Source organism: Streptomyces sp. NPDC021080 (assembly GCF_044333225.1).
In the GTDB taxonomy this organism is placed as follows: Bacteria; Actinomycetota; Actinomycetes; order Streptomycetales; family Streptomycetaceae; genus Streptomyces.
This window is the reverse complement of record NZ_JBIRQM010000021.1, coordinates 65,468-83,015: the sequence shown is the minus strand read 5'-3', so window position 1 is coordinate 83,015 and position 17,548 is coordinate 65,468. Positions and strand designations below refer to the sequence as shown.

At 70.5% G+C, this 17,548-nt stretch carries 16 protein-coding genes; 15 read left to right on the top strand and 1 reads right to left on the bottom strand.

Annotation, left to right across the window (positions count from 1 at the left end; genetic code table 11):
- The first annotated feature begins 137 nt into the window (after positions 1-137).
- The 7 genes from ACH4S8_RS38445 to ACH4S8_RS38415 all read left to right on the top strand — a co-directional run bounded on the left by ACH4S8_RS38445 (position 138) and on the right by ACH4S8_RS38415 (position 6,075).
- Positions 138-455 (top strand): hypothetical protein, encoded by a 318-nt coding sequence (locus tag ACH4S8_RS38445; protein ID WP_398402741.1) that lies wholly within the window; start codon positions 138-140, stop codon positions 453-455.
- Positions 452-1,690 (top strand): hypothetical protein, encoded by a 1,239-nt coding sequence (locus ACH4S8_RS38440; RefSeq protein WP_398402739.1) that lies wholly within the window; start codon positions 452-454, stop codon positions 1,688-1,690. The genes ACH4S8_RS38445 and ACH4S8_RS38440 overlap by 4 nt, the downstream gene beginning before the upstream one ends.
- A 90-nt stretch (positions 1,691-1,780) precedes the next feature.
- Positions 1,781-2,404, top strand: a complete 624-nt coding sequence (locus ACH4S8_RS38435) for a hypothetical protein (RefSeq protein ID WP_398402737.1) — start codon at positions 1,781-1,783, stop codon at positions 2,402-2,404.
- A gap of 20 nt (positions 2,405-2,424) precedes the next feature.
- Entirely contained in the window at positions 2,425-3,114 is a 690-nt protein-coding gene (locus tag ACH4S8_RS38430; RefSeq protein WP_398402735.1) for a hypothetical protein, read from the top strand.
- Positions 3,115-3,327: 213 nt separating this feature from the next.
- Positions 3,328-3,987, top strand: coding sequence for a hypothetical protein (locus ACH4S8_RS38425; RefSeq protein ID WP_398402733.1), 660 nt, complete (start codon positions 3,328-3,330; stop codon positions 3,985-3,987).
- On the top strand, positions 3,975-5,018 hold the full coding sequence (locus tag ACH4S8_RS38420) for a hypothetical protein (RefSeq protein WP_398402731.1): 1,044 nt from the start codon (positions 3,975-3,977) through the stop codon (positions 5,016-5,018). The genes ACH4S8_RS38425 and ACH4S8_RS38420 overlap by 13 nt, the downstream gene beginning before the upstream one ends.
- A 151-nt stretch (positions 5,019-5,169) precedes the next feature.
- Positions 5,170-6,075: a hypothetical protein gene (locus ACH4S8_RS38415; protein ID WP_398402729.1), complete on the top strand. Its 906-nt coding sequence runs from the start codon at positions 5,170-5,172 to the stop codon at positions 6,073-6,075.
- 19 nt (positions 6,076-6,094) lie between these two features.
- Here the strand turns inward: ACH4S8_RS38415 and ACH4S8_RS38410 are convergent, their stop codons facing one another.
- Positions 6,095-7,237 carry a sigma-70 family RNA polymerase sigma factor gene (locus tag ACH4S8_RS38410; protein WP_398402727.1) on the bottom strand — a complete coding sequence of 381 codons (1,143 nt, stop codon included), beginning with the start codon at positions 7,235-7,237 and terminating at the stop codon, positions 6,095-6,097.
- 141 nt (positions 7,238-7,378) lie between these two features.
- Here ACH4S8_RS38410 and ACH4S8_RS38405 point away from each other — a divergent pair, with 141 nt between their 5' ends.
- The 8 genes from ACH4S8_RS38405 (at position 7,379) to ACH4S8_RS38370 (ending at position 17,314) form a co-directional block, all read left to right on the top strand.
- The gene (locus ACH4S8_RS38405) at positions 7,379-7,777 is read left to right on the top strand and encodes an SgcJ/EcaC family oxidoreductase (RefSeq protein ID WP_398402725.1); all 399 of its coding nucleotides are present in this window, start codon (positions 7,379-7,381) and stop codon (positions 7,775-7,777) included.
- Between the two features lie 177 nt (positions 7,778-7,954).
- Positions 7,955-9,334: a nitrate/nitrite transporter gene (locus ACH4S8_RS38400; protein WP_398402723.1), complete on the top strand. Its 1,380-nt coding sequence runs from the start codon at positions 7,955-7,957 to the stop codon at positions 9,332-9,334.
- 127 nt (positions 9,335-9,461) lie between these two features.
- Positions 9,462-10,613, top strand: coding sequence for a uroporphyrinogen-III synthase (locus ACH4S8_RS38395; protein ID WP_398402721.1), 1,152 nt, complete (start codon positions 9,462-9,464; stop codon positions 10,611-10,613).
- Positions 10,614-10,821: 208 nt separating this feature from the next.
- A complete protein-coding gene (locus ACH4S8_RS38390) occupies positions 10,822-11,409 on the top strand; it encodes a CGNR zinc finger domain-containing protein (protein WP_398402719.1) in 588 nt (195 codons plus the stop codon).
- Between the two features lie 225 nt (positions 11,410-11,634).
- Positions 11,635-12,165: a sigma-70 family RNA polymerase sigma factor gene (locus tag ACH4S8_RS38385; RefSeq protein ID WP_037619265.1), complete on the top strand. Its 531-nt coding sequence runs from the start codon at positions 11,635-11,637 to the stop codon at positions 12,163-12,165.
- A 38-nt stretch (positions 12,166-12,203) separates the two neighbouring features.
- The gene (locus ACH4S8_RS38380; protein ID WP_398402717.1) at positions 12,204-12,989 is read left to right on the top strand and encodes an anti-sigma factor family protein; all 786 of its coding nucleotides are present in this window, start codon (positions 12,204-12,206) and stop codon (positions 12,987-12,989) included.
- Positions 12,990-13,074: 85 nt separating this feature from the next.
- On the top strand, positions 13,075-15,465 hold the full coding sequence (locus ACH4S8_RS38375; protein ID WP_398402715.1) for a HelD family protein: 2,391 nt from the start codon (positions 13,075-13,077) through the stop codon (positions 15,463-15,465).
- A gap of 415 nt (positions 15,466-15,880) precedes the next feature.
- Positions 15,881-17,314 (top strand): NAD-dependent malic enzyme, encoded by a 1,434-nt coding sequence (locus ACH4S8_RS38370; protein ID WP_398402713.1) that lies wholly within the window; start codon positions 15,881-15,883, stop codon positions 17,312-17,314.
- The last annotated feature ends 234 nt before the right edge of the window (positions 17,315-17,548 follow it).

Here is a 17,548-nt window from a genome sequence, read left to right as displayed (position 1 = left end):
GTCCCGTGTTGTCACTCGATCGAATGCTTCGGACTCCGCACCCCGGTGTCACCGCGGAAGCCCCGCTAGCGTGATCTGTCCAGCAACCGCCGGGTCCGGTTCTCCGGGCTCGGCGAGATCCGTAAGAGACAGAGGGCGTGGCAGAGCGGTTGGCCGTCGACGGCGATGAGCTGTCGCACTTCATGAAGATGCTCCGGAAATCGACGGAGTCGTTACAGGGCCTGCGCAGGGCGCTGGAGGACGCCACGGTCACCGGCCTGGGAACGGACGATCTCGATCGCGCCTGCGGGGACTTCCAGGACGACTGGAAGTACGGGGCCGACCGGATCGGTGAGCAGACCGCGGACCTGGCCCGGATCATCGGGAAGAGCAGGGACGGCTACCGCGAGGTCGACCAGGCCCTGGAACAAGCCCTGCGGAGGTCCGGGGACGGCGGGGGCGGCGGTACGAGGTGACCTATCCCCATCTCGGGTTCGATCCGGTGCCGGGCAGTACGGAGACCGTGAGCGGCCTGCGCAAGAAGCTCACGGGGTGCGCGAAGGTTCTCGAAGAGACGCACGGCCTGGTCACCCGGCTGATGGACGGCAGCTACTGGAAGGGCGACGCCGCCGTCGCCTTCCGCGAACAGCTGGACGGCGGCCCGCTTCCCCTGAACCTGAAGAACGCCGCGCACTCCATCCGCAGGGCGGCCGGCCAACTCGGCCGCTGGGAAGGCGAACTGGACGACCTCCAGCGGCGGGCGAAGCGGCTCGAACAGGACGCGAAGGGCGCGCAGGCCGCCGTGGACCGGGCGAAGGGCCACGCCACGACGGCGGGTGACAGCCCCGACCTGGACGGGAAGGGCGCCGCGCACGAGGCGGCACAGAAGGCGCTGACCAGGGCGAACACGGCGGTGGACGACGCCGAGGACGCGCTGCGCAGGATCCGCGGCAAGGCGCGCGAACTCGCCGACGAACACGAGCACCGGGCTCGGCACCGGGCGGGCAAGATCCGCGACGCCACGAAGAAGCTGACCCCGCACGAACCGGGCTGGTTCGACTCGGCACTCGACTGGGTCACCGAGAACCTGCCGGACATCCTGAGCACGGTGGGGGCCGTGATCGGGCTGGTCGCGCTGTTCGTGGTGTCGGGCGGGACGGTGGCGGCGGCGTTGCTGCTGGTTGCTTCGGCTCTGAGTGCGACGTCGTTGTCGCTCCGGATCACCCAGGATCCGACCGTGTGGGCATCGCTCAAGGACGGGTTCACCAAAGGTGAGATCGACACGGACTTCTGGAGCAACTTCGTCACCGTCGGCGGTGATGCACTTGGCGCGCTGCCCGGCCTTGGTGCCGCCGGGAAGGGTGCGGTAGTCGCGCTGAGGACCACCGGTGAGGCGGGGGAGGCCCTCGCGATCGGTCAACGCATGGCCCGTTTCGGGGGCGAAACGATGGAGCACGCGAAAGCCATCTCAGAGCTGGAGAACTCCTTGCTCGGGTTCACGATCAGAGGAGCCCGAGCGGCACAAATCACCAGAGCCGTCGAGGTCACGTCCGCTTCGGTCGGTGTCACAACCGCAGGCTTCGGTTTGGCCATGACCGCCGCAGACACGGATGACGACGGCATCAAGGACGGCTCAGTGGCAAGTATTGACGGAGTCCGGTTGGGCCTTGATAGCGGAGCCCTTTTCGACCTCGCCCGTCACGTCTTCTAGGTCCGAGCAGGAGGCTCCAGCTCTATGCACCCGACTACGTACCAGACCGCATGGGACCATCCGCCGACCCGACGGGCTTGGGTTCAGCACATGACCATGATCGCTGTGCGACTAGTGGGCTGGGTCGCGGTCTGGATCGGCTCGCTCGGAGTTCTGGTCTCGTTTCTGAGCCCAGGCTATGCATTTCTCTTCATTCCAGTGCTCCTCTACTCGGCATTCCGGGCCGTTCTCCAGCTCGCCTACATCCGTCCCTCCGTCTACATCCAGCGCGTTCTCTGGCAGTACCCCTGGCAGCTCCTTACGGATGTCCCCCGGGGGCGGAACCGGCATCCGCGGGTGCAGGAGGACGAGATGTGGCTGGAGTTGGTCAATCCTGAGGAGCCGGGGGAGCGGATTCCTCTGCTGTTCCTTTCCGGTATGCGCACCTTCTGGTGGATGCGACGGTTCGGTACCGCTCGTACGAAACCGGAGCTCAAGGCGGAGATCGAGCCGCTCTGGTTCGCCGGCGACCCCCGTTTCATCGCCGTCATCGCGGCCTCCAGGCGGAACGGCGAGGCGCCCAAGAGGCTGCACCTGCTCTATCAGCGCACGGCCACGGGCCGCCGGGGCATCGAGCCGACCGACTGGAACGCGAGCCCGGCCGCCCTCGAACGGGCCCGTCGTTCCGGCGCCCATGTTCCCGACGCGGTGCGCCCGCACGCGCGTCCCCACTGACTCGCACCCGGCAGGCTTCGATGACCACGGCCCCTCGTTTCACCGTCGCGGACTCGGCCGAAGACCCCGACGCCGCCATCTGGTTCGCGGAACCCGCAGGTTTCACCGCCGTGCCCCTCGACGCGTTGCTGCCCGCACCCGGCTCCCCGGCATCGGACGGTCTGCGCGCCGCCGTCGAGCCGTTCCTCCGGGCGGCTCCCGACGAGCCGGCACGACGGCAGTTCATCGCCCGGTTCGCCCAAGGGCAGCAACTGCTCGGCGCGTTGAGGGAGGTGGGAACCGTTCACTGTTCGATCGGGTTGCACCGTGACGACGCCGAGGAGGGGGACGCGAGCGGTGGCCGGCCGCTGCTGTCGTTCTTCACCGTCTCCTGGCGCTCCACGGCGGTGTCGCCGCGAGCCGTGACGGCTGCCCGTGCGGTGAGCGGCCTCGACGCGCGGGCGCGTGTCGAGTACGCCGAACTTCCTTGCGGGCCGGTCACGTTCAGCGAGGCCCTTCACACTCCCAGGGCCGTCGGCGGACTTCCTCAGGTGACCTTGGTCCAGTTCCGGGCGTACCTGCCGCATCCGGACTGCAAGCGGCTGGCCGTGTTCACGCTGAGCACCGCGGCTGCCGGGCGCAGTGAGCAGTACCGTGCGATTCTTCGCCGGATCGCGGCGCTGACCAGTTTCGACAACCCGCTGCATCCGGCTTCCGCGGAGAGGTCGTGATCGTGGCCGGGGCTTTGCGGACAGCAACCGGGTGAACCGTCCTGTCGGTCCCGACAGCCCGATCAGGGCTGTGGGGAGGCCAGTTGGTCATGCTTTGGGGCTCTATCGGCAACCACTGTTACGCCCTTGGCACCGTTCGCGCTGGTGTCGTCGCACAGGCCCCCGCTAGCGTGTTGGTTCCCTTCCTCACCCCATGCCGCACAGGAGTCTGCCGTGAACCGCCGTTCCCGCCTGCTTGCCACAGTCGCTGTCGGAGCGTCAGCCACGCTGCTTTTGACCGCGTGCGGCGGAGGCGGTCACGACCCGAAGACCAGCGACAAGATCGCCGGCGCGGACACCGGCAACAAGACCTCGGCCTCCCCGAGCGCGACGGCCTCGGCGGTGGATACCGCGCGCCCTGAGATCACTTTTCCTTCCGGCGTCAAGAACGTCTTCGAGGGTCAGAAGACGGGTGACCCGACGAAGGACGCTGTTCTCGCGGACAGTGCCCTCAGCGTCAACTCCATGGACGATGCGATCTTCCAGGGCAGCGTCGACACCGAAGCACTCGGGTTCTACAACTCGGGCAAGGCGCTCAACGCTGCGATCACCTATGTCCAGGGCTACCTCGACAAGGGGGACACGTGGGTCGGTACCACGCGATATTTCAACCGGCGCGTGACCCTGGCCGGCGTTACGTCGGCGACCGTTGTCTACTGCTCGGACGAGAGCAAGTCGTTCCTCGAGAACCGAAAGACCAAGAAGAGGAAGAACACACCCACGACAGCGGACAGCTACGTGTTCTACAACGCCAAGCTGGTCAAGAACAGTCACGGAGTGTGGCAGACGACGAACATCATCTCGGACCGGGGGGCCAAGGCATGCCAGCCGTGAAGCAAGCGTCCAGGCTGGTGACGGCCGCGACGGTGATGGCCGTAGCGGCCTTGACCCCCGGGGTCGCATACGCGGGCGGACGTGGTGGCGACGGCAACGTCGGACAGACGCAGCAGCACGGCGACTCGGACGGTAAGGGCGGCCTCTCGGCCACCGCCGGTGCCGTCGTCTTCGATCGGTCCAGGAACGGGTCCGGTGACTCCGCCGGGCCGGTGACCTCCTCCTCCGGGAACTGGACCCCGCCCGCCTGCTACTACGCCCCGAAGTACACCCCGGACGAGCTGCAGAAGTACCTGGAGCCGATCTGGAACGTCGACTCCACCGGTCCTCAGTGGGACCAGGAGCAGCGGGACAAGTACGTCAACGGCGGCGTGGCCAAGGACTTCAACAAGGCCAAGACCGGCAAGGGCTACTGGTGGGACTCGTACGTCACCGAAGGCCGTGAGGGCGACCCGCACGCGCTGGACTGCGACGAGCCGATCTTCTGGGTGGACAAGGGCGCGGCCCCGCCGGCGGACGTTCCGCAGGCGATCACTCCGGAGGTGCTGGCGCAACTCGCGTACGCGGAGATACGCGTGCCGTCGACCAAGGTGGACCTCGCTCCCGAGGGCACCACGAAGGTGAACCTGCCGACGTGGGCCTGGCTGGACACGGCGAAGTTCAAGCCGGTGTCGGTGACCGCCTCGGTGCCCCTGCTCGGCGTGACGGCGACGACGACGGCCGAGCCGGTCTCGCTCAGGATCGAGCCCGGCACGGCGGACGCGCAGACGTATCCCGCGTCGGGGGTCTGCGAGATCAAGGGCGACCGCATCGGTGAGGCGTACGCGAAGGGCAAGGCCGGGGAGACGCCGCCCTGCGGGGTGAAGTACCTGCGTTCCTCGGGTGACGGCTCGTACAAGCTGAGGGCCACCGTCACCTGGAAGATCCACTGGACGGGCACGGGCGTTCCCGACGCGCGGAACCTGCCGGACGGCACCTTCGGAGCCGATCAGGACGTCGTCGTGCAGGAGATCCAGTCCGTCAACCGCTGAGCCCGGGACCGTCGGCCGGCCCGGCGACGTCGGGTCAAGCACCGGTAAACCGGGCTGCTCGGCTGTTCTGCGGGGTCTCCGCGCGTGAAAGGGTGGAGCAGGTCGTTGCTGGCGTGAACAGGACAGTTCGACAGGGGATTCGGGGGACGCGATGAGCAAGCGGCAGATCCGGAAGATGTTCCGACTGATGGCTCAGGGGCAGGCGGTGGAGCTCACGAGCCCCATGGCCTCCGTGAAGAAGCTGGCCCGACTCGCCTTCATCGCCCAGCAGTTCGGCTACGAGTACGCGGACGTGCGCCAGGGCTCCGGCCGCAACAACGCGCTCACGATGCTCATCGTGCCCGACCCCGGCCCGCAGGCTCAGGCGCGTGCCGCGCAGAACTGGGCGCAGTACCCGCGGGCCGGCGACGGGGTCTCGTTGCCGCCCGTCGTTCCCGACGCCCTGGAACTCCTCAAGGCCCGCATCAACTTCGACCTCACCGGCAAGAACGCCGAGAAGCGGATGGTGTACGCGGCCCTCGGGCTCACCGTCGGGTGTGCCGTCCTCGCGGTACGGGCGGGCGGGAGTTCCGTCGCCTTCGCCGGGGCCGGCATCCTGTGGGCCGTGCTGATGGTCGTCCTCGGTGTCGGTCTCGTCGTCACGCGCAAGCGCAACGCCAAGTTCGCGGCGTTGCTGGCCGCGGCCGGGTTCGCGCCCGTGACGGAGGAGGGCGGGCGGGTGAGGTATCTGCCGCCGACGGCGGGGTATGCCGGACAGCCCACCGGCCCGTACGGCCCCTACGCCCCGTACGCCGCCCAGGCTCCGCAGGCTCCTCCGCCCCCGTATGCCGCCCAGGCTCCCCAGCCTCCGTACGCGGGTCAGCCTCCGTACGCGGGTCAGGGCCCCCACGCCGGCCAGTCCCCGAAGCCTCCGCAGGCCCCGTACGCGGGTCAGCCCCCTTACGCCTCCCCGGCCCCCGGCCCCTATGCCCAGCAGCCTCCCGCCACCGCCCCGGGCGCGCCCGGCAACCCGTACGCCGCCCAGCCCGGCCCCGTGCCGCCGCAGCCGCCCCGGTGACCCCGTCGGCCCGGCGCGGCTATCCCTCCCAGACTTCCGGCAGTCCGAACGCGGCGAAGACCGTGGGGAGTTGGAAGACCACCGTGTGACTCACCGCGCCCTGGTCCGCCGTGAAGACCTGCAGGGTGTGCAGGCGGTGCTCGTCGTCGCCGGGTGCGCGGACGTAGGCCGCGAGCGCCGGCTGGCTGTTCGCCGAGGCGGGGCGCAGCCGCCAGTCCCTGCCGCGCATCGAGAAGACGCGGGCGATGAAGGCGACGTAGGCGTCGGGGCCGACGTACCAGTTGAGGACCGGGGGCATCTCCAGGACGACGTCCTCGGTGAGCAGGGCGCGCAGCGCGTCGAGGTCGGCGTCCTCGAAGGCGCGCAGATAGCGGTCGATCACCACGCGCTGCCCGTGGTCCGGCGGCTCGGTCACCTCGTCCTCCGTCAGACCCGCCTCGCCCAGTCGTGCGCGGGCCCGCTGGAGCGCGCTGTTCACGGAGGCGGTCGACGCGCCGAGGGCCTCGGCCACCTCGGTCGCCGGCCAGGCCAGTACATCGCGCAGGATGAGGACCGCCCGCTGCCGCGGGGGCAGCAACTGCATCGCGGCGATCAGCGCGAGGCGCAGACTGCCCCGGGCGGCGACCACGCCCGCGGGATCCCCGGCCGCCGCCCCGGCGCCGAAGGCGGTCCCGGCCGTGCCCCGGTCCGGGAACGGTTCGAGCCACGGCACCTCCGCCCCCAGGGTCATCGGCGCCCCCGGATCCTCCAGCGCGCCGACCAGGCCCGAGGGCAGGGGCCTGCGGGTGCGGCCGCGCAGCGAGGTCAGACAGCGGTTGGTGGCGATGCGGTACAGCCAGGTGCGCAGGGACGCGCGGCCGGCGTCGTAGCGGTCGTAGGCGAGCCAGGCCCGCAGCATCGTGTCCTGCACCAGGTCCTCGGCCTCGTGCACCGAACCGACCATCCGGTAGCAGTGGGCCAGCAGCTCGCGGCGGTAGGGCGCCGTCCGTCTCTCGAAGTCGTCCCGCTGCCCGAAGCCGTCGTCGCACTGATCGGAGCGGGCGTCGCGCCGGCCGGAGCGGGCGCCGTGACCGTCGTCCCCGCCGAAGAGCCCGTCACCCCCGTCGAAGCGACTGCCGCCCCCGTCGTCCCCGTCGAAGCGGTCGGCGTCGTGTGTCCCCATGGTCTGCTCCTCGGCTGCGTCCCGTCGCTCACCGGTATCTACCTCCCGGCCCGCCCGGACTCATCGCCGCGCCACCGATGAGTTCGAGGCGGCCCGGAAGTACGTACCGGTGCCGAACCCGATCGAGCGGAAGGAATCATCATGACCACCACCACCGACGACAGCCAGGACATCCGAACCGTCCTCGACCGTCTCTACTCCGCGTGGGCCGACTACGACGCCGACGCCTTCGCCGCGCTCTACACCGAGGACGCGACCGTCGTGATGCCGGGCGTCTTCAACGACGGCCGGGAGGAGATCCGGGCGTACATCGCGGCGGCGTTCGACGGACCGCTGAAGGGGTCCCGGCCGGTCGACGAGCCCCGGCGGATCCGGTTCCCGCGGCCCGGCACCGCCGTCGTCGTCAGCGAGGCCGGGATCGTCCTGGCCGGGGAGAGCGAGGTGCCGGCCGACCGGCAGCACCGGGCGACCTGGGTGCTCGTCCGCGATCCCGGCGACGGGACCTGGGCCATCACCTCGTACCACAACGCGGCCGTCTGACCGCAGGGGCCGAGCACGCCGTACGCCCGCTCCCGGGCCCGTCCTCACCGCCGGGCCCGGGACCGGGTGAGAGCAACGTTCCCTTCAGGTCACTCACAGCCACAGGGCCGAAACGCGCCCTCCCTACCTTCGGGAAACAGCAGGTCGGTAAGCCCGGAGAACCAATGGAGGCGTGAGATGACTGCCCCAGCCACGAGTACGGCCCCCGCGCGGGGCGGTCGCTGGATCGAGGAGTGGGATCCGGAGGACGAGGTCTTCTGGGCACGGAAGGGGGAGAGGATCGCCCGGCGCAATCTGCTCTTCTCCGTGCTGTCCGAGCACATCGGGTTCTCCGTGTGGACCATGTGGTCGGTGCTGGTCCTGTTCATGGGACCGGAGTACGGGCTCACCCCGGCCGACAAGTTCCTGCTCACCTCGATGGTGACCCTGGTCGGCGCGGTGGTGCGGGTGCCCTACACCTTCGCCGTCGCGCTCTTCGGCGGCCGGAACTGGACCATCGTGTCCGCGAGTCTGCTGCTCGTACCGACCGTCGCCGCGTTCGTGGTGATGAAGCCCGGCACCTCGTTCGGCACGTTCCTCGTGGTCGGGCTGCTGGCCGGCGTCGGCGGCGGCAACTTCGCCTCCAGCATGACCAACATCAACGCCTTCTTCCCGCTGCGCAAGAAGGGCTGGGCGCTCGGTCTCAACGCGGGCGGCGGCAACATCGGCGTCCCCGTCATCCAGCTCGTGGCGCTCGCCGTCATCGGGGCGACCGGCGGACCCCGGGTGCTCCTCGGGATCTACATCCCGCTCGTCGTCGTGGCCGCCGTCCTCGCCGCCCTCTTCATGGACAACCTCACCACCGTGAAGAACGACACCGGCGCCGCCCTGGACGCCGCGAGGGACGCGCACACCTGGATCATGGCGTTCCTGTACATCGGGACCTTCGGGTCGTTCATCGGCTACGCCTTCGCCTTCGGGCAGGTGCTCCAGGTCGAGTTCGGACGCACCCCGCTCCAGGCCGCCTACCTCACCTTCATCGGCCCGCTGCTCGGCTCGCTGATCCGGCCCGTCGGCGGATGGCTCGCCGACCGCTACGGCGGCGCGAGGATCACCCTGTGGAACTTCGTCGCCATGGCCGCCGCGACCGGGGTCCTGGTGTTCGCCAGCAGTGAGAAGTCACTGCCGCTGTTCGTCTCGGTCTTCGTGGTCCTCTTCGTGCTCAGCGGACTCGGCAACGGGTCGACGTACAAGATGATCCCCGGCATCTTCCAGAAGAAGGCGCTGGAAGCGGGGCTCGAAGGGGAGGAGGCCGCCCGCCACGGACGGCGGCTCTCCGGCGCCGCCATGGGACTCATCGGCGCGGTGGGCGCGCTCGGCGGTGTCGGCATCAACCTCGCCTTCCGCCAGTCGTTCCTCAGCTCCGGCTCCGGCACCGGTGCCTTCGTCACCTTCCTCGCCTTCTACGCGGTCGCCTTCGTGGTCACCTGGGCCGTATACCTTCGCCGCCCGGCCGCCGCGCCCCGGGCGAGCACCACCGCCGAGGCGAAGGCCCAGCTCAGCTACGCCGAGGTGTGACGTAACACGCCCGACATCACCTTGATCCGAGCCTGTCACGGTCCGTTGACAGGCTCGGATCAGCCACGGACGTACGACACGGCACGGACCCCGTACGACGACTCGACGAGCGCGAGACGAGACCCCCATGCACGATGAACAGCAGCGACCCGAGCACGGGCCACTCTCCGGGTTCACCGTGGGGGTGACCGCCGCGCGCCGCGCCGACGAACTGGGCGTGCTGCTCCAGCGGCGCGGGGCCACCGTCGTGCACGCGCCGGCCCTGCGGATCGTTCCCCTCGCCGACGACGGCGAACTGCTCACCGCGACCAAGGAGTTGGTCGACAACGCGCCGGACGTGGTGGTGGCCACCACCGCCATCGGATTCCGCGGCTGGGTCGAGGCCGCCGACGGCTGGGGTCTGGGCGAGGAACTGCTCGCGCGGCTGCGGGGCGTCGAACTGCTCGCCCGCGGGCCCAAGGTGAAGGGCGCGGTCCGGGCCCAGGGCCTGACCGAGGAGTGGTCGCCGTCCTCCGAGTCGATGGCCGAGGTCCTCGACCGGCTGCTCGAAGAGGGCGTGGACGGCCGCCGTATCGCCGTACAGCTGCACGGGGAACCGCTGCCCGGGTTCGTCGAGTCGCTGCGGGCCGCCGGCGCCGAGGTCGTCCTCGTGCCCGTGTACCGGTGGATGCCGCCGGAGGACATCGGCCCGGTCGACCGGCTGCTCGACGCGGCCCTCACCCGCGGCCTGGACGCGCTCACCTTCACCAGCGCCCCCGCCGCGGCCTCCCTGCTGTCCCGGGCCGAGGAACGGGGCGTGCACGCGGAGTTCCTCGCCGCACTGCACCACGACGTCCTGCCCGCCTGCGTCGGCCCGGTCACCGCCCTGCCGTTGCAGGCCCACGGCATCGACACCGTCCAGCCCGAACGCTTCCGGCTCGGCCCCCTCGTCCAGCTGCTCTGCCAGGAACTGCCCGGCCGGGCACGGGCGTTGCCCATCGCCGGGCACCAGGTGGAGATCCGCGGGCACGCCGTGCTGGTGGACGGGTCGCTGCGGCCCGTACCGCCCGCCGGCATGTCGCTGCTGCGCGCCCTCGCGCGGCGGCCCGGCTGGGTGGTGGCGCGGGCCGAACTGCTGCGCGCGCTGCCGGGATCCGGCCGCGACGAGCACGCCGTGGAGACCGCGATGGCCCGGCTGCGGACGGCGCTCGGCGCACCCAAGCTGATCCAGACGGTCGTCAAGCGCGGCTACCGCCTCGCGCTCGACCCCGCCGCGGACGCCAAGTACGCCGACGCCTGAGGCCACCGTACGAGGCCGCCGCACGAGGCTCGCGGACGGTGGCGTCCCGGACTCCCGTCCGGCCCGCGGACCGGACGCGGCCGGCAGTCGTCCGGTGCGTGTCCGGTGCGTGTCCGGTACGGGACCGGTACCGAGTCTTCCGGCCGGGCGCCGGGGGATGCACTGTAGGGGGTACGACGGCAGGTGACCCCAAGGCGGTGACAGGCGCATGGCATCGGGCACGGCCACAGCCTCGTACGAGCTGCGGTTCGACTCCGGGCGGATCTGCCTGGACCTGACGGCGACCACCCATCCCGAGGAACGCCTCGACTCCGCCGCCCGGTTGGGCGCCTGGGTCCTCGCGTCCGGGCTGGTGCCCGCGGGCACCGTGCTGGCCGCCGTCGACGCCTCGTGGCTGCTCGGCTTCAGGGAACTGCGCGGACATGTCGCCCGGTTGGTGCGCGGCGAGCTGGACGGGCGGCCCGCGGACGGCGCGCTCGCCCGCGTCAACGCCGTCGCCCTCGCGGCTCCGCCCGCCCCGTGCGCCGTCCGCGCCGACGACGGCTCGCTGTACCGGGAGCTGCAGAATCCGCCCCGCTGCGGTGAACTGCTCTCCGTGGTGGCCCGGGACGCCCTCGACCTGCTCACCGACCCTGACGCGCGGGGGAGTCTGAGACAGTGTGAGGGTGACAACTGCCCGATCGTCTACCTCGACACCTCGCGCGGCCGACGCCGGCGCTGGTGTTCCAGCGAGGTGTGCGGAAATCGGGAGCGAGTGGCCCGGCACCGGCGGCGGGTGGCTCTGGCACAGGCCTGATCACACCTTTCCGTGATCCTCCAGTGACGTGAGGTGATCGGTATGCATTCTTTTCGCTGTCTACACATCTTCAACAGAAAAAATCCTGAACACTTTGAACACTCGCGTACCGGCACACGTACCCGGTGATGAGCGACCGACTGGGGGAACCCCCGGACACCGGAGGTAGGCGTGCGCAAGGATTCAGCCGTGGCTGATGAACACAGGCCAAGGGCCCGACATCGCATGTCTCAGCAGTCCTCGTCGACCGAACCCGACGAGGAGCTGATGCGTGCGCTGTACCGGGAACACGCGGGGCCGTTGCTGGCCTACGTGCTGCGCCTGGTGGCCGGAGACCGGCAGCGCGCCGAAGACGTTGTGCAGGAAACACTCATCCGTGCCTGGAAGAACGCCGGCCAGCTCAATCGAGCGACCGGTTCTGTACGCCCCTGGCTGGTGACGGTCGCCCGGCGCATCGTCATCGACGGCCACCGCAGTCGGCAGGCCCGGCCGCAGGAGGTCGACCCGTCGCCGCTGGAGGTCATCCCCGCGGAGGACGAGATCGACAAGGCGTTGTGGCTGATGACACTGTCGGACGCGCTGGACGACCTGACCCCTGCTCACAGGGAAGTATTGGTCGAAACATACTTCAAAGGGCGTACCGTCAATGAGGCGGCCGAAACGCTCGGCATTCCCAGCGGCACTGTGCGCTCACGGGTTTTCTACGCCCTTCGGTCGATGAAGCTGGCTCTTGAGGAGCGGGGGGTGACGGCATGAACACGTACGGGGGTTACGGAACAGGTGGTCCGGGAGCCATGCAAGGTCCACGAGGACAGCAAGGGTCCGGGGACAACGTTCACGAGACTGTCGGCGCCTACGCGCTCGGCATTCTCGACGACATCGAGGCGACCGCCTTCGAGGAGCACCTCGCCTCCTGCGAGTGGTGCGCCCAGCAGCTCGACGAGCTCGCCGGCATGGAACCGATGCTCGCGGCCCTCGCCGACCTGCCCGCCTCGCAGGGCAGCCCGGCCATCGCCGAGTCCCTCTCGGCCCGCCCGAGCCCACGGCTCGCGGAACGGCTGGTCGACGAGGTCTCGACGCGCCGCGCCCAGAAGCGCCGCCGCGGCATGTACCTGGTGGCGGCCGCGGCCGCGCTGATCATCGGCGGCCCGCTGACCGTCATGGCGGTCAACGGCGGCAGCGACACCGGGACGAACACGCCGCAGGCGATGGCCACCAGCCCGGCCAAGGCCGCCTTCCAGGTCATGACCGACAAGTCGTCGGCCACGGATCCGAAGACCAAGGTCAGCGCCGTCGTCGCGATCGAGCCGAAGGACTGGGGCACCCACGCGGTCCTCCAGCTCAAGAACGTCACGGGCCCGGAGAAGTGCTCCCTGATCGCCGTGGGCAAGAACGGCGAGCGCGAGACGGTGACGTCCTGGTCGGTCCCGGAGTGGGGTTACGGCACTCCCAACGCCAAGACCGAGCAGGCCAAGGAGCCCCTCTACGTCCACGGCGGCGCGGCCTTCGAGCCGAACCAGATCGACCACTTCGAGGTCATGACGTTCGGTGGGAAGCGCCTCGTCGAGGTGAAGGCGTGAGCGGACTCCGGGCGCGCACGTAGCCCGGCGGGCCTCCCTTCGCGTACGGTTGACGGCTGCCCAGCACGTCAGAAGGGGGCGCCCGGTGGCCACTCAGGCTCAGCAGGAAACCGCGCTCGACTCGGTCCGCACGTCCGTACCGTACGAATCCGTCAAGGACGACTCCGTACGGGACCGTGAGATCGCCGTCGAACAGGAACATCTGGACCGGGTCTACCGGCGCCTCGAGGAGAAGATCCACGAGGCCGAGTTCCTCATGCACGACGCCGCCCAGCGCGGTCACGTCGGCACACCGGGGGCGCTCGCGGAGCGGGACGCCCAGGTGTTCCGCGCGGGAATCCACCTGAACCGTCTCAACAACGAGTTCGAGGACTTCCTCTTCGGCCGTATCGACCTGCTCCGCGGCAAGGACGGCGTGAAGGGGCCCGACGGCGCCTACACCGCGGTGGAACCCGCCGACGGCGTGGTACGCGAGGACAACACCGCCGACATCGCGGAGACGCTCCACATCGGCCGTATCGGTGTCCTGGACGCCGAGTACGCGCCGCTGGTGATCGACTGGCGGGCACCGGCCGCCGCCCCGTTCTACCGCTCCACCCCGGTCGACCCCGGCCGGGTCGTGCGCCGCCGGGTCATCCGCTCCAAGGGCCGCCGGGTCCTCGGGGTCGAGGACGACCTCATGCGCCCGCAGGTGAAGGCCTCCCTCGACGGCCGTGAGCTGCCCGTCATCGGCGACGGCGCGCTCATGGCCGCGCTCGGGCAGGCCCGCAGCCACACCATGCGCGACATCGTGGCGTCCATCCAGGCCGAGCAGGACATGGTGATCCGCGCGCCCGCCGCGTCCGTGACCTACGTGGAGGGCGGCCCCGGCACCGGCAAGACGGCCGTCGCCCTGCACCGGGCCGCCTATCTCCTCTACCAGGACCGCCGCCGGTACGCGGGCGGCATCCTGATCGTCTCCCCGACCCCGCTGCTCGTCGCCTACACCGAGGGCGTGCTGCCCTCGCTCGGCGAGGAGGGCCAGGTCGCGATCCGCGCGATCGGCTCGCTCGTCGACGGCGTGGCCGCCACGCTCTACGACTCCCCGGCGGTGGCCCGTGCCAAGGGCTCGTCCCGGATGCTGAGGGTGCTGCGGAAGGCGGCGCGCGGGGCGCTGGAGGCCCCGCGCGGCGCGACCGGCGGTAACACCGGCCAGCTCGCCCTCAGTGAGCCGGACCCGGCCCCCGCGGGCGCCCCCACCCGGCTGCGGGTCGTCGCCTTCGGGCGCCGGCTGGAGCTGGAGTCCGCCGAGCTGGACCGCATCAAGCACAACGCGCTCGGCGGGACCGCGCCGGTCAACCTGCTGCGCCCGCGCGCCCGCAGGCTGCTGCTGGACGCGCTGTGGTCGAAGTCGGGTGCCGGGACCCGGCACGCGGACCCGGAGCTGGCCGCCGAGCTGCGGTCCTCCTTCGACGAGGACGTCACCTCCGAGGACAGCTTCGTGGCGTTCCTGGACGCGTGGTGGCCGGAGCTGACCCCGCGCGGGGTGCTGGCCGCCATGGCCGACGAACGGCGCCTCGGCCGCTGGGCGCGCCGGATCCTCAACCCCGGCGAGGTCCGCAGGGTGGCCCGCTCGCTCAAGCGGGACGGCTTCTCCGTGCACGACGTGGCGATGCTCGACGAGCTGGAGGCGATCGTCGGGACGCCCGCCCGGCCCAGGAAGCGCCGCGACCTCGACCCGCTGGACCAGCTCACCGGTCTGGAGGAGCTCATGCCGGTGCGCGAGGAGACACAGCGCGAGCGCGCCGAGCGGCTGGCGCAGGAGCGGACCGAGTACGCGCACGTCATCGTCGACGAGGCGCAGGACCTCACGCCCATGCAGTGGCGGATGGTCGGCCGGCGCGGCCGGCACGCCACCTGGACGGTCGTCGGCGACCCGGCCCAGTCCTCCTGGTCCGACCCCGACGAGGCGGCCGAGGCCCGGGACGAGGCACTCGGCACCCGTCCGAGGCGCCGCTTCACCCTCACCGTCAACTACCGCAACCCGGCGGAGATCGCCGAGCTGGCCGCCAAGGTCCTCGCCCTCGCCATGCCGGGCTCCGCGTCCCCGTCCGCCGTCCGCTCCACGGGCGTCGAGCCCCGGTTCGCGGTCGTACGGGACTCCCTGGCGCAGACCGTGCGCGCCGAGGCCGCCCGGCTCCTCGACCGGGTCGACGGCACCGTGGGCGTCGTCGTCGCCATGAACCGGCGCGAGGAGGCCGCCCGCTGGCTCGCCGGGCTCGGGGACCGCGTGGTGGCCCTCGGGAGCCTGGAGGCCAAGGGCCTGGAGTACGACGCCACGGTGGTCGTCTCGCCCGCGGAGATCGCCGACGAGTCGCCCGCGGGACTGCGGGTGCTGTACGTCGCCCTGACCCGGGCCACGCAGCAGCTGACCGTCGTCTCCAGCGACCGCGACGAACCCGACGCGGACGGAGTGCCCGACCTGCTGCGGGACTGACGCCCCCCGCGTCCCCCGTCCGCCCGCGTCCCGTCCCGGCCGAAAAGATCTCCCGGGACGGGAATTGCTCCACGGGAATCCTTTGTTACCTTTGACGTGGCACCGGCCCGATCCAAGCCCCCGGGCCCAACCTTCGTCGCTACGAGCGACCACTTGCCGCGAGGCGAGCATGGCGGGTCGGTGCCATTTGAACGTCGTCCCTCACCGAGGGACCCGAAGAGGCCCACGTCATCCGTGACGTGGGCCTCTTTCGTCACCCGAGCCACTCTCGTAGAGTGGAATCCGTTTTCCGAAACGGCGAACCTCCGGTGACCAAAACGTTCGCAATCCGGGGCGACTACCGCGTACTCAGGGGTAGGTGCGACGATCGGACGGCACACAGCAGTGACTCGGTGAAAAGCAGAGGAAGTCGGCCATGGCAACGGCGCCCAGCGTCTCCTACTCGATGACGGTCCGGCTGGAGGTGCCCGCGAGCGGAACCGCGGTCTCCCAGCTCACCACGGCCGTGGAGTCCCACGGAGGCTCGGTGACCGGCCTCGACGTGACCGCCTCGGGCCACGAGAAGCTCCGGATCGACGTCACCATCGCGGCGAGCTCCACCGCGCACGCGGACGAGATCGTCGAGCAGCTGCGGCACATCGAGGGCGTGACCCTCGGCAAGGTCTCCGACCGTACGTTCCTCATGCACCTCGGCGGCAAGATCGAGATGCAGTCCAAGCACCCGATCCGCAACCGTGACGACCTCTCCATGATCTACACCCCGGGTGTGGCCCGGGTGTGCATGGCGATCGCCGAGAACCCCGAGGACGCGCGCCGTCTCACGATCAAGCGCAATTCCGTTGCGGTCGTGACGGACGGCTCCGCGGTGCTGGGTCTCGGCAACATCGGCCCGATGGCCGCGCTGCCCGTCATGGAGGGCAAGGCGGCCCTCTTCAAGCGCTTCGCCGGCATCGACGCCTGGCCGCTGTGCCTGGACACCCAGGACACCGACGCGATCGTCGAGATCGTCAAGGCGATCGCCCCCGGCTTCGCGGGGATCAACCTGGAGGACATCTCCGCGCCGCGCTGCTTCGAGATCGAGGCGCGCCTGCGCGAGGCCCTCGACATCCCCGTCTTCCACGACGACCAGCACGGCACCGCGATCGTCGTCCTCGCCGCCCTGACCAACGCACTTCGCGTCGCGGGCAAGGCGATCGGCGACATCAGGGTCGTCATGTCCGGCGCGGGAGCGGCCGGCACGGCCATCCTCAAGCTGCTGATTGCCGCGGGTGTGAAGCACGCTGTCGTCGCCGACATCCACGGCGTCGTGCACGCGGACCGCGCCGATCTCGTCGACGCCGCCGCGGACTCGCCGCTGCGCTGGATCGCCGACAACACCAACCTCGAAGGCCTCACGGGCACGTTGAAAGAGGCGGTGCAGGGCGCCGACGTTTTCATCGGCGTCTCGGCCCCGAACGTGATTGACGGCGACGACGTGGCCTCGATGGCCGAGAACTCCATCGTGTTCGCGCTCGCGAACCCCGACCCCGAGGTCGACCCGGCAATCGCCCGCCAGACGGCGGCAGTTGTCGCCACCGGCCGCTCCGACTTCCCCAACCAGATCAACAACGTCCTGGTGTTCCCGGGAGTCTTCCGTGGCCTCCTGGACGCCCAGTCGCGTACCGTCAACACGGACATGATGCTCGCCGCCGCGGCCGCGCTCGCGAACGTGGTGACCGAGGACGAGCTCAACCCGAACTACATCATCCCCAGCGTCTTCAACGACAAGGTCGCGGGCGCGGTCGCCGGAGCGGTGCGCGACGCGGCGAAGGCCGCGGGGGCGGGTGACGCGGCCAACACGACCGTGTAGCACGGGTCGAGCCGGGCCGCGAGACGGTGCCCCACAGGCCGTCGCGGCGCCTGTGACGGCCGCCACGACCGCCCGTAACCCGGCGCGTCGCGGAACGCGGGGCCAGTGGCCGCCTCTAGGGTGGCGGCCAGGTTCAGGCCTCGCAGGGGCCTCTTCGTGTGACCCCCAAGGGTGTTCGTGTGACTCCCAGGGGTGCCGGATTGGCTTTCCCGCCGCAGGTGGGGGCAGGATGCG

What these genes read in the sequence shown, in the direction of transcription:
- ACH4S8_RS38435 (WP_398402737.1), top strand. Translation starts at nt 1,781, where the DNA reads ATGACCATGATCGCTGTGCGACTAGTGGGCTGGGTCGCGGTCTGGATC.
- ACH4S8_RS38430 (WP_398402735.1), top strand. Translation starts at nt 2,425, where the DNA reads ATGACCACGGCCCCTCGTTTCACCGTCGCGGACTCGGCCGAAGACCCC.
- ACH4S8_RS38420 (WP_398402731.1), top strand. Translation starts at nt 3,975, where the DNA reads ATGCCAGCCGTGAAGCAAGCGTCCAGGCTGGTGACGGCCGCGACGGTG.
- ACH4S8_RS38415 (WP_398402729.1), top strand. Translation starts at nt 5,170, where the DNA reads ATGAGCAAGCGGCAGATCCGGAAGATGTTCCGACTGATGGCTCAGGGG.
- ACH4S8_RS38410 (WP_398402727.1), bottom strand. Translation starts at nt 7,237, where the DNA reads ATGGGGACACACGACGCCGACCGCTTCGACGGGGACGACGGGGGCGGC.
- ACH4S8_RS38405 (WP_398402725.1), top strand. Translation starts at nt 7,379, where the DNA reads ATGACCACCACCACCGACGACAGCCAGGACATCCGAACCGTCCTCGAC.
- ACH4S8_RS38400 (WP_398402723.1), top strand. Translation starts at nt 7,955, where the DNA reads ATGACTGCCCCAGCCACGAGTACGGCCCCCGCGCGGGGCGGTCGCTGG.
- ACH4S8_RS38395 (WP_398402721.1), top strand. Translation starts at nt 9,462, where the DNA reads ATGCACGATGAACAGCAGCGACCCGAGCACGGGCCACTCTCCGGGTTC.
- ACH4S8_RS38390 (WP_398402719.1), top strand. Translation starts at nt 10,822, where the DNA reads ATGGCATCGGGCACGGCCACAGCCTCGTACGAGCTGCGGTTCGACTCC.
- ACH4S8_RS38385 (WP_037619265.1), top strand. Translation starts at nt 11,635, where the DNA reads ATGTCTCAGCAGTCCTCGTCGACCGAACCCGACGAGGAGCTGATGCGT.
- ACH4S8_RS38380 (WP_398402717.1), top strand. Translation starts at nt 12,204, where the DNA reads ATGCAAGGTCCACGAGGACAGCAAGGGTCCGGGGACAACGTTCACGAG.
- ACH4S8_RS38370 (WP_398402713.1), top strand. Translation starts at nt 15,881, where the DNA reads ATGGCAACGGCGCCCAGCGTCTCCTACTCGATGACGGTCCGGCTGGAG.